The 11088-nt window shown below is 44.9% G+C and carries 11 protein-coding genes; 1 reads left to right on the top strand and 10 read right to left on the bottom strand.

The window, feature by feature from the left end; translation table 11 throughout:
• Positions 1 to 7: 7 nt before the first annotated feature.
• The 10 genes from skfF to cymR form a co-directional block, all read right to left on the bottom strand.
• Positions 8 to 1471 carry a sporulation killing factor system integral membrane protein gene (gene skfF / locus WH37_RS30345; RefSeq protein ID WP_046234398.1) on the bottom strand — a complete coding sequence of 488 codons (1464 nt, stop codon included), beginning with the start codon at positions 1469 to 1471 and terminating at the stop codon, positions 8 to 10.
• Positions 1464 to 2192, bottom strand: a complete 729-nt coding sequence (locus tag WH37_RS30350) for an ABC transporter ATP-binding protein (RefSeq protein WP_046234399.1) — start codon at positions 2190 to 2192, stop codon at positions 1464 to 1466. Before WH37_RS30350 ends, skfF begins: the two co-directional genes overlap by 8 nt.
• A gap of 11 nt (positions 2193 to 2203) precedes the next feature.
• On the bottom strand, positions 2204 to 3715 hold the full coding sequence (locus WH37_RS30355; protein WP_052737342.1) for a CPBP family intramembrane glutamic endopeptidase: 1512 nt from the start codon (positions 3713 to 3715) through the stop codon (positions 2204 to 2206).
• A 74-nt stretch (positions 3716 to 3789) separates the two neighbouring features.
• The gene (gene skfB / locus WH37_RS30360; protein WP_046234400.1) at positions 3790 to 4995 is read right to left on the bottom strand and encodes a sporulation killing factor system radical SAM maturase; all 1206 of its coding nucleotides are present in this window, start codon (positions 4993 to 4995) and stop codon (positions 3790 to 3792) included.
• Between the two features lie 91 nt (positions 4996 to 5086).
• The gene (skfA, locus tag WH37_RS35115) at positions 5087 to 5254 is read right to left on the bottom strand and encodes a sporulation killing factor (protein WP_074905031.1); all 168 of its coding nucleotides are present in this window, start codon (positions 5252 to 5254) and stop codon (positions 5087 to 5089) included.
• A gap of 253 nt (positions 5255 to 5507) precedes the next feature.
• Positions 5508 to 5705, bottom strand: coding sequence for a hypothetical protein (locus WH37_RS30365; protein ID WP_046234401.1), 198 nt, complete (start codon positions 5703 to 5705; stop codon positions 5508 to 5510).
• 3 nt (positions 5706 to 5708) lie between these two features.
• Positions 5709 to 6254 (bottom strand): PRC-barrel domain-containing protein, encoded by a 546-nt coding sequence (locus WH37_RS30370; RefSeq protein ID WP_052737344.1) that lies wholly within the window; start codon positions 6252 to 6254, stop codon positions 5709 to 5711.
• Between the two features lie 15 nt (positions 6255 to 6269).
• Positions 6270 to 7412: a cysteine desulfurase family protein gene (locus WH37_RS30375; protein ID WP_046234402.1), complete on the bottom strand. Its 1143-nt coding sequence runs from the start codon at positions 7410 to 7412 to the stop codon at positions 6270 to 6272.
• A 194-nt stretch (positions 7413 to 7606) separates the two neighbouring features.
• The gene (locus WH37_RS30380) at positions 7607 to 8878 is read right to left on the bottom strand and encodes a Kelch repeat-containing protein (protein ID WP_046234403.1); all 1272 of its coding nucleotides are present in this window, start codon (positions 8876 to 8878) and stop codon (positions 7607 to 7609) included.
• Between the two features lie 197 nt (positions 8879 to 9075).
• The gene (gene cymR / locus WH37_RS30385) at positions 9076 to 9495 is read right to left on the bottom strand and encodes a cysteine metabolism transcriptional regulator CymR (protein WP_046234404.1); all 420 of its coding nucleotides are present in this window, start codon (positions 9493 to 9495) and stop codon (positions 9076 to 9078) included.
• A 218-nt stretch (positions 9496 to 9713) separates the two neighbouring features.
• Between cymR and mnmA the strand changes: the two genes are divergently transcribed.
• Complete coding sequence (mnmA, locus tag WH37_RS30390; protein WP_046234405.1) at positions 9714 to 10850, top strand: tRNA 2-thiouridine(34) synthase MnmA; 1137 nt, start codon at positions 9714 to 9716, stop codon at positions 10848 to 10850.
• The last annotated feature ends 238 nt before the right edge of the window (positions 10851 to 11088 follow it).

The following is an 11088-nucleotide window of genomic DNA, read 5'->3' on the forward strand; positions in this document are numbered from 1 at the left end:
CCTTATATCATTTATATGTATATATACGGATTACTCCATACAGGATTACAGTCGCCATAACAGCTGCTACGAGCATTCCGATGGACAACTCAATCAAGGTTGAGTCAAGGAATAATAATATAAAAATGATTCCAGCAATAGCTATACTATAAATGAACAGCCTCTTATAATAAGATCCCATAGATATATCTAGGTTTTTGAGAAATACATCGACAAAGAGGCTTATGCGGAAACACGCTATGGCCACAATAAGAACAAGCAGCCAACCTATAAAGGCTATTGGCTTTAAGGACAGGTTTGCACCGATTGCTATACTGATGCTGTAGTAGAGCCATACGGTTGCAAAAGGTGGAATTAAATCTACGATTTCAAGCAAAACTATTTTTTTCAATCTAGAACCGGGTAAAAGCAGCAAATCTCCCGATTGCGCGTGTCTAATTAAACCAGAGAAAAAACCGCCTATTAAAGCCGAAGCTAAAATAATCCCAAAATAAATCATTAGCCATGAAGGCCACTTGATAGCCATAACAATGGCCAAACCTGCCCCTGCTATGAATTGGAAAACAAGAGCCGAACGATGCTTGCGCCATAAAACCCATTCGAACCAGACAAAGGAAAATACCCCCGTCCATGCTTTTCCGCCCCAATAGCTGGCTTGATCCCCCCCCTTCGCAGCAGCGGCCAACGAACTAAAGCTGCTGAAGCTAGACCAAAAATCAGCTTCTCTTGTCAGCTTCTCTTTTAATTCCAATCCCTTCGCCGCAGCCTGAATCACGACTATAGCCAGTACAATAAAGACAACTACAAACAGGAACCCCTCAAGATGAAATTTCCCCATCATAAATGCGCCGACATAAAAAGCAAGAAGCTCCATCGCCGCAGTAATGGAAGGAAATAAAGATTTCTCCATTTGAGTAACAAAGAAAGAAAACGCAGTAAGCACAAGTCCAATTGCACCGACCATGCCAACAGCTATCGAAACTCCCCATTTCCCTCGCGATGAAGAGGCAGCAAACAACCCTACTTCAAGCAAGCTTATAACCGCCAAGCTCATGAATGCTTGGAAAAATAAATGCTCATAGGTATGACCCAACAAAAAGCGAATCGTATCTGCAATTAGGGCTGAGCCTAACCAAAAGCTGCTTCGAAGCAGCAGCTGCCAGCAGAGGCATGTCCAGACGATGCGACTCATTGACATAGGCAGCATATAAATCCACATGACATCCTCCATACGGGAAGGAAGCCTATTTGATAATAAGCCAAAGAGAATAAAAACAAATAAAATAACTAATACAACCCAACCAACAAGTTGTGCCGTAGCCTCTTCTGGCTTGGACAATACATTCATTTGCAGCAAAGTGAACAATGCAAGAATGAGCAGCGGTGCAATAATAATAAATTTGCTGCCCTTCTTATTCGTTAGCCATTGCTTCGTGCTATTTTTGAGCAAAAAGACAGCAAGGTTAATCATCTGGCAGATGACCCCCTAGCTGCCCAATCACTTCTTTTTTCCAGAGCAATCGCTGTTCTTCATCGCTTGGGACCATGCTTTCAGCGACAATTCGGCCCTTTTTGATTAAAATAACCCGCTGGGCTGTTTCCATAACAAACTCAAGACTATGTGAGGAAACGATAATGCTTTTGTTGTTGGCTCTATTCTTAAGGAGCCATTGCGCCAACCATTCTTTAGAGGGAATATCAAGCCCCACAGTGGGCTCGTCAAACAAGTATAAGTCCGCCTGTTGAATTACAGCTGCTGCAAGTACGACGCGCTGTTTCTGGCCTCTTGACAAATTGCCAGCAGGACGGTTTGCATATGACTCCAGATTCACCTCTTTAAGCGCTAAAAGTACGGCTTCCTCCAGCTTTTTCGGGGGAATACGAAAAGCTTTGGCTTTAAATTGCAAATGTTCAGCAACTGTGAGCATGGGATACAGGGAGGGACTATCAGGAATAAAGGAGAGCAGCCTTTGAGCTTGCTCAGAGCCCGCCTTATTCCCATCAATTGTAATGGTGCCCTTCTGGGGCTTATAGAGACCTGCAATACACCGCAGGGTTGTCGTTTTTCCAGCTCCATTCGCGCCAAGCAGACCGACAATTTCCCCTCGTTCTACCGTAAAACCAATGTTATCGACTCCTTCATTGCCGGGATATTGCTTGACCAAATCCTGCACAAGCAACAGCTGCTCCATATGCTGCCTCCTTATTTATTGATGAAAGAGTGGTGTGGAGCAGGCTCCGCCTTGACCCCAATTGTGCTCCTCAACTGTAGTTTATAGTAAAGAATCGGGATAAAGAGCAAAACAAAATTATGAACAAAATGAGCAACCACTACCGCTAGAAAACCATAATGAATAAATATGAACCCTAAAAAAATTCCAAATACTACTAATTGACCCCATCGAATCCATCCTGGATTATACCCGCTTCCTTGGTGTAAAAATGCCCATAAGATCGAGGTGATGGCGACTGCAAGCCATTCATTTTGAAAAAACCATAATAGCGTTGAAATGCCCAACAACCGAAAAACAATTTCTTCCAAAATAGAGCTTTGCAGACTAATGCTTAGGCATTGCTTGAGCCTGAAGCCGGATAAAAAAATGGAACGGTCAGAAAGCTCTGGCGATATTCGAACAACACCTCTCGATTCAAGAAGCTTAAATAAATAAGCAAAAACCCCTAGTGCAGCTAATGCTGAACAACAACCTATCGTAATTTGCAGGAGTGCGTCATTAAATAACAAAAGTGACTGCTGAGCAGCTAATTTTAGCCCCGCAAGCGATGTAATGAATGCCATACTGCCATAAGCGATGCTTGCTACAACAGCTGAGACAATTCCGATTGTATACACCGATTTAATAGTCAAACGGGAATCAAACGCATTAACGATACTCATCGAAATATCATTGTTGACCGTAAGCAGGACAGCAGCAGCAATGGCTAGGCCTATGCCTAAGCTAAGCATAGAATTATGTGAGCCCTCCACATAAATGAGCAGAAGAACGCCAGCAATCGTCGATAAAAACGAGCCGACAAACCCGGACAAATTAAGCGCAGAATCACGAAATTCCTGTCTGACGACTTTGCCCATCGTTTCTGTAAGGATATCCGTTTCACTAAGTATACGAACGATACAGTTATCCTGTGTTTGTACGGAAAGCTTCATTCTTATCTCGTCTGACTCAAGCATATACCAATAAGTGACAATATCAGACAAATCCTCTTCACGAATGCCTTCCCCTGTTGTTTTTGCTTTGCCCCATAGTCCATTGTTGTTTCTGTCAAGGATCGTTTTAATTTCAGCTGGCGTTTTCTTTGTCAGTAATGACTGGGGAGACGATAATCGCTGTGCGCCTGCATCCACATGCAAAAATGTAATTTCACCCTTCGCATTTATGCCTACTGCTACCGAGCTGCCTTGATTCACGAAACGGATTCTCCATGATTCCACCAGCCCCCATTGATATAAAATCGACCGAAGACGATCCAGCATATTTAAATGATGCAAGCGATTTACCGTTTCTCGATCATTCCAATACATACCATATGCACGCCATCCTGAAACATCTAATCCGCAAAGCATTTGCAAATAATCTGCAGCAACTGCAATAGCTTGATCTTTAGGCATTAATATAGACGGGTAAGAGCGAGGGCGATTTTTGATAAACAAAACAAGCCCAATAATCGCCGCAACTATGAAGAGGATCGTTACCATTCTTTGCTTCAGTCCTTTCTTTATAGCCTAATCAAGCGTAAACGGCATTGCCTTCCTTTGGAGGCAGCGTCCATTTAAACAAAAGGCAAATCCGCCTCTTTGGGTAATTCGACTTTGCCGATACACTTGCAAGAAGTAGCATTTCTCCGCGCATGCAGCAGCCTCTCAGGTGTTCCAATATCATCGAGAGAGTCTTTTAAAATATGACCCATGCTGGTCCCTTCAATTTGACAAGGAGTGACCTCTCCATCTGCCCGAATATACCAAGCTAAGTAGCCTGGCGTACAAAAATCATTACACCCCTCATTTCCCTCATCTCCCCAATCGGTAATAAGCATACGATCACCCCACTCACTAACGGCTTCTTTTAACCTGCCATCCACGTATAAATATTGCTCATTGCTCAGTTCAAAATAATGATTGTCAGCCCTGCCAACTGGTAAAGTAACACCTGCTCTGAAGGCTGCGGCTCCAGCATGCACAGCATCTTGAATAACAGCACGGATATCTTCATAATTTTGCGGATTAACCGTCATTGCGATTAGACACGGTATCCCTCTTTCGGCTAATCGCTTTATGTTTCTCATAGATTCTATGTAAGCGCCTTTTTTCCCTCGCAGTTTGTCATGTATATGTGCTGAACCATCAACACTAACTTGCACAAAAATATTGCCAAGTGCGCTAATAAGCTCGATTTCATCATCCTTCCAATATAAACCATTGCTAAATAAATGTACATTTGTAAATAATATACTAGCAGTAGTTACGATTCTTTTAAATCCTTTTGCCAGCCTCGCTTCTCCCCCCGTTAAGGTGATATCCGAGACGCCACTCGCTGAAAGCTTCTGTAAAATTTCCATCCAATCCTCAACCGCCAGCTCCTGTTCTAAAGGCTTGCCTGAGCTTGCGTAACAGAAAGAACAAAATAAGTTACAGCCGTTTGTTAGTTGAAGTGTACAGCTAATTGGCAAATAAGATTTTGTTGATCCTGTAAGCCGAAGCTTTCCAAGAGCTCCTTGCATCCAGCTCTCGGTGAGCGGATGCTGATTCAATTCATGGATTAATTGCTCTGTACTAAACGGTATTCCATTTATATTGCTCCACACTTTTGCGGTTTTTTCTACACTTTTCGTTTTGGCAAGCAATAAGGCCAATTGGACAGCTGTTCCGCTTAAACGAAAATAATACATGCTGTTACGCTCTACCAGCATGGCTCCATCTGGTTGTAAATGAAGAAAGTAACTGGGTTCGTATGAGACAGAAGCAACATCATTTACCATTTAATCCCTCATCTCTATTTTTAAAAATAATTGAATAATGAATTGGACACAGAAGAAACCTTAACTCCGGTCTCTTCTGTGTCCCTGTTTTCTATATCGCTAGATTAATAGGGGTAGGAGGCAAGCAAGCACGCGTCAAAGAAATACTTTTAGCTCCCCAACACGCTGCACATCCTATGGATTTGACAAGAGTTGTGCCAGCCGGCTTATCCAGACCAGTAGAAACAGATGACTCCCACGTCGCTTTATTTTCCTTCATAAAACACTCTCCTATTACATATTTTAACTACAATTACAATTTTAAATTAAAATTATCGTATTAGGAATAGCAAAAAAGTACCAATTTAAATATGTATTCTTGTCAAGTTCAGTCGAATCGTGAAACAATTGTTCAAAAAAAATTTACACAATGCAAAAAAAGACGGAATTTAATTTATCCGTCTCTAGGTTGCTTTGCTATTTTATTTCAATTCAAGGATATACCTTCGCCAAATTAAACGATTCGTCTTACGTTAAGTTGCATGGATTTGTGGCATTTCATCTTCAAAAAACAGATCATCAAGTGAACTAAGCGTCCCGTCTTCTTCCACTTGGTAAACGGACATTTTCTCTCCGTTGACGGTCAGTTCAATGAAGCAGCCCCAGCAATAAAACTGATGGGAACCTATCTTGCCTATATCTTTCGAATTGCAGTTGGGACATCTCATCATCTTTCATTTCTCCCTATTCTTCGAATTGGAAGCTGCGACAGGCTCCAATTCTGCTTCACTGACAGCAGGAACGATAATCGCGTCTTCCCCGAGCAGCACGGCATTTGAATCCTCGGGGGCTCTGAGCCACTTGCGCCCTTCCATCAGATCCGATATAAAACCGTCCGTAAGCTCAAAGCCTACTATTGGTGTACCCATAAATGGATGAAAATAAACGTCCGATACTTGTCCAAGCATCACGCCGTGTACGGTCACCATGGGCATACCCTTGAGCTGAATCTTACTGGTGCAAAAGGTTCTGCCCAGCTGCTCAAGCTTTGTTTTCTGCACAGCTGCTTCGTCGGAAATAATAATCGCGTCTACGCCGCATGTCAGCACCGCATTCCAGTCCACCGTCTTGACGACACTTACGAACCAGCCGCTGCTTTCGAGCACGAGTCCTGTAACTTTCCAGTGGGAGTCGAAAATCGCATCCTTGATCGTACCTTCGCGCTTGCCGGAATGAATGACCAGCACGGGCAGACCGATCAATTGCTGTAGTTTAATCACGGCCGGGGAAGCCTCCTAGGCGTTAGTACGGATGCGCTGCACAATCGTTGCAACTTTTTGCGCTGCGGCATCCAGTTCCTCCTTAGTATTCCCCAAACCGAAGCTGAATCTTACGGCGGAAGCCAGCCTTTCCTCCGGCAGCTTCATCGCCCGCAGAACATGGGAACGCTCCAGCGCCCCTGACGTACAGGCCGATCCGCTTGCCGCTGCAATGCCTGCCATATCGAGATTCATCAGCATCGTCTCGGTATCTATCCCGATAAAGCTGATGTTGACGATATGCGGCAGCGTCTGCTCCGCACCATTGATGACGATATCTATATCCACATTTTTCCTAAGCAGCTCTACCCATACCATACGAAGCTCGCTCAAAAAAAGTTGCTTATTTTGCGCTTCGTTCACACAAATTTCAACAGCTTTGGCAAAACCGACAATGCCTGCGACATTTTCAGTGCCCGCACGGCGCTTGCGTTCTTGCGATCCGCCCTGCGAGGTCGCCTCAAATGGGGTGCCAGCAGCAATATATAACGCGCCAACTCCTTGCGGCCCATTGATTTTGTGGGCGGAAAAGCTCATCAAATCGACAGGCAGCTCACTCAGCTGATAATGGGCTGTCCCAAGCGCTTGCACAGCATCGACATGAAAAATAACGCCTCGCTCATGCGCTAGGCGCCCGATGTCTTCAATCGGCTGCATACTTCCTACCTCATTATTGCCGTGCATAATGCTAATAAGCCCCGTATTTGGCTTTATTGCCGCAGCCACATCAGCAAGCGACACTTGCCCATGCTCGTCAACGGGAAGCAGCGTCAGCTCGAAGCCTTCGTGCGCAAGCGCTTCGCATGGATGCAGCACCGCATGATGTTCGGCCTCCGCTGTAATAATATGGTTTTTGCCTTGCATCGCCTGCGCGCGGGCAACTCCCTTGAGCGCCATATTGTTGCTCTCAGTGCCGCCAGACGTAAATACGAGCTCAGCAGGCTTGCAGCCGATAGCTGCAGCAATCCCGTCACGGGAACGATTAATATGCTGCCGCGCTGCACGTCCGAAGGCATGCATGCTCGATGCATTGCCTCCCGGACCCTGCATCACTTCCAGCATCGCGCGCGCGACTTCTGGATGCATCGGCGTCGTTGCGGCATGATCGAAATAGTGCATAGCTTGTCTAGCTCCTTCTATTATAAAAGTAGAACTTATCATCGTATCCTCAAAAGTATAGCACAAGGCGAATCAACAAGCACTACCGCTCGCACTGAAAAAGAAAGTAAAACCTTTGTTTCGTTTTATGCAGACGACAACGGCTCTAACAACACAACACGCCAGCCTCTCGGCTGGCGTGATAGAATTGAAAATCAATATTCATTCACTTCGAAGAAAAGGATTTTATCAAAAATAACGTAATCCGTTCTGCTTTTAAAGGGGCCCATATTCCATGTTTTATTGAAGGTGTACCGTTCTTTTCCGATGCCGCGGTCCTTCCCATCATACCAGTCGATAAAAGCATTAACCTCAGTCATTGACAGATCATACTCTTTTTCGAGGCCGTTGGTCATCGTAATGATTAGAATAGCTCTGCCGTTGGTATCTGGGGTCGGAGTTGGCGTCGGCGTCACTACAGGGGTCGGAGTTGGCGTTGGCTCCGGCGTTGGTGTCACCTCTGGCGTTGGAGTTGGCTCCGGGGTATAAATGGAAAGCATTTCAACAGCTTTTGATGGAGATTGATTTGACACACCACCAATGACATAAATATTGTTGTTTACAACAGCCGATACGTACTGCGTTCTTGTGCTATTCATATTCGTTACAGATTCTAAAGTATTAGTCTCAAAGTTGTATTTGCTCACCTTGTTGTTGGAAAGCACATAAACTTCCCCATTCACAGCTACAACATTATTGTAAGAATTCGAAGCATTTATCGTGGCTAATTTATTATAGCTATCCGTGTCAACTTTATATTCGTATACAGCCTCGCCAGAGAACAGATATACTTTCCCGTTTATTTGGACAACATCCATATTGAAAAGAGCAGCTGGCAGGTTGGTTTTATTTATCCATTTATTGGCCTCAAGATCGAGCATATAAACGTTTTTCTGGTAGCTGTTATTATCATCGGAGCCGCCAAAAACATAAAGATTGTCATTAATTACAGCACTTGCAGACCAAGATCTTTCGGCAGGCAAAGCTACCCCAGTGCTCCAGCTATTCGTTGAAGGATCAAAAATCTCAACCGATTGCGTTCTAGGCGTTTTGCTTGTAGCTGTATTCCTAGCATAGCCGCCAATCACATATATTTTGTCCTGGTACACAGTTGCTGAAAAAGCGGCTCTTGCAGTATTCATGTCGGCCAGCCTTGTCCAGGTATCGCTAACCGGATCATATTTATAAGTAAGATTACTTGCTGTCCCGTAAAAAGATTCCTGCCCGGTACCCGCTCCTCCGAAAATGTAAATTTCTCCGTTATACTCCACAACGGCAGGCGACGATCTTGGTGAAGTAATGCTTTCTTTAATGGTCCATTCATAAGTCGTTTCTGCTGCTTCTGCTTTAGGGTTCAAGACCACACTCGTAACTACCATACTTAAAACCATTAAAAATAAACCTATTTTTTTGAATTTGCCAACCACATTCTCAGCTCCTAAATTCATTTTCAATAACTTTATTACAAATTATTAAGCATTAATAGTCTTTTATAAAAGCAAATAATGTAATACAATTAAGTTTTACAGATTTCATCGCCCTTTTTAAGCAACAAAAAACAGACCGGCGAATTGAATTTCAGCCAGTCTGTTTAAATAGATGTTGAGTATGAAGTTTTAGGTATCTAAATATAAAACATATAGCTATCCGCTTTGCCCGGGTCCTGGAAGCTGACCATGTCCTGAAGCGTAGTCGAATCTAGTACAGAGGCGATGCTGTCACGAATACGCAGCCACAGATCACGCTTCGCTGGATCATCCTCTTCGGTAAAATCTACTGGGGAAATCGGGCCTTCCAGCACGCGGATCACATCTCCGGCTGTAATATGCTCAGGCTCCTTGGACAAAATGTAGCCGCCGTAGGCGCCGCGAATGCTTTTCACAAGTCCAGCGTTGCGAAGCGGAGCAACCAGCTGCTCCAAATAATGCTCAGACAAACTATTGCGTTCAGCTATGCTTTTCAAAGAAATCGGGCCTTCGCCAAATTTTCCTGCAAGCTCCATCATTATCGTGAGGCCATAACGGCCTTTGGTTGATATTTTCATAAAAGGGCACCTCGTTTTCATTAGTTGTATTGCCTAGTCCATCCATGACTGGGTTTAAATCATGGTATTCCCATACAGCTTCTATGTTAGCATATAGTGCGTTCAACATGCGAGAAAAGCTTGTTATTCTTCATAAAAAAGTTTTTTGTGCAGCGATAAATATATGCTACAATGAGAGATACTCGTTTTAGAGTTTGAATATAAGGCGGTGTGAGCAAATGGCAAAATCCAAACAAGAAACCAGAGTCGTTGTCGGCATGTCCGGCGGTGTAGACTCTTCCGTAACCGCACTGCTGCTTAAGCAGGAAGGTTATGATGTTGTCGGCATTTTCATGAAAAACTGGGATGATACCGATGAATTTGGTCACTGCACAGCAGAGGAAGACGCGGAAGACGTTCGCCGCGTATGCGACCAGATCGGCATTCCGTATTATACGGTTAATTTTGAGAAGCAATATTTCGATAAAGTATTCACTTATTTTCTGGATGAATACAAACGCGGCCGTACGCCGAATCCCGACGTGATGTGCAACCGGGAAATCAAGTTCGGCGATTTTCTCAAAAAAGCGAATGAGCTGGGCGCCGACTATTTGGCGACAGGCCATTACGCGCGCGTAGAACGTACGCCGGATGGCGAAACGAAGCTGCTGCGCGGCGTTGACAGCAACAAGGACCAGACTTATTTCCTCAGTGCGCTGAACCAGAAGCAGCTCGCGAAAGCGATGTTCCCGATTGGCCATCTGCCTAAGCCCGAGGTAAGACGGCTTGCCGAGGAGGCAGGCTTGTACACCGCGAAGAAAAAAGACAGCACCGGCGTCTGCTTCATCGGCGAGCGCAATTTCAAGGAATTTCTGAGCGGCTATTTGCCAGCCCAGAAAGGCGACATGGTCGATATTCGCAGCGGAGAAGTCAAAGGCAAGCATGACGGCCTGATGTATTATACGCTCGGACAGCGCCAAGGCCTTGGCATTGGCGGCTCCGGCAATGGCGAGCCATGGTTCGTTGCGGACAAGGATTTGGAGCGCAATATTTTGTATGTGGTGCAGGGTGAGCAGCATCCGAGCATGTATTCGACAGGGCTAATCGCCAGCGGCATGAACTGGATCGCACCACAGCAGCCGGAAGGCTCCTTCCGCTGCACGGCCAAGTTCCGCTACCGCCAAGCAGACCAAGGCGTTACCGTGACACCTGGCGCTGACGGAACGGCACATATTGCGTTCGATCAGCCGCAAAAGGCGATCACGCCCGGTCAAGCCGTCGTTCTCTATGATGGCGATGTTTGCCTAGCGGGCGGAACAATCGACATCGTACAAAAGATTGAAGTCGACGAAGCGGCTTTCCTCGCCGCTCATTAAGCATTTTTTAGCTTGCATGGCTAGCTGCATTTGAAACAAGAACTTCAGTTACAAGTAAGCAGATCAAGCTAAGGCAAGGAACCTTTCTCCTGATGGGCATCGCCCGGAGTAAAATGTACCCCTTGTAAAGGACAATTAAAAAAAGGTTAGGCGACTTCAAGCTGCTGTCTACCGTACAGGCGGCAGCTTATTTAAGTTCCATTGACCTCGATAATGATTGTAATAGATCATGTAGCTT

The sequence above is a fragment of the Paenibacillus algorifonticola genome (assembly GCF_000971975.1).
In the GTDB taxonomy this organism is placed as follows: domain Bacteria; phylum Bacillota; class Bacilli; order Paenibacillales; family Paenibacillaceae; genus Pristimantibacillus; species Pristimantibacillus algorifonticola.

Bases quoted from the DNA above. Each gene is read 5' to 3' on its own strand.
- skfA (WP_074905031.1), bottom strand. From the start codon at position 5,254: ATGAAGGAAAATAAAGCGACGTGGGAGTCATCTGTTTCTACTGGTCTG.
- WH37_RS30350 (WP_046234399.1), bottom strand. From the start codon at position 2,192: ATGGAGCAGCTGTTGCTTGTGCAGGATTTGGTCAAGCAATATCCCGGC.
- WH37_RS30365 (WP_046234401.1), bottom strand. From the start codon at position 5,705: ATGATGAGATGTCCCAACTGCAATTCGAAAGATATAGGCAAGATAGGT.
- WH37_RS30355 (WP_052737342.1), bottom strand. From the start codon at position 3,715: ATGGTAACGATCCTCTTCATAGTTGCGGCGATTATTGGGCTTGTTTTG.
- mnmA (WP_046234405.1), top strand. From the start codon at position 9,714: ATGGCAAAATCCAAACAAGAAACCAGAGTCGTTGTCGGCATGTCCGGC.
- skfF (WP_046234398.1), bottom strand. From the start codon at position 1,471: ATGATTAACCTTGCTGTCTTTTTGCTCAAAAATAGCACGAAGCAATGG.
- cymR (WP_046234404.1), bottom strand. From the start codon at position 9,495: ATGAAAATATCAACCAAAGGCCGTTATGGCCTCACGATAATGATGGAG.
- skfB (WP_046234400.1), bottom strand. From the start codon at position 4,995: ATGGTAAATGATGTTGCTTCTGTCTCATACGAACCCAGTTACTTTCTT.
- WH37_RS30375 (WP_046234402.1), bottom strand. From the start codon at position 7,412: ATGCACTATTTCGATCATGCCGCAACGACGCCGATGCATCCAGAAGTC.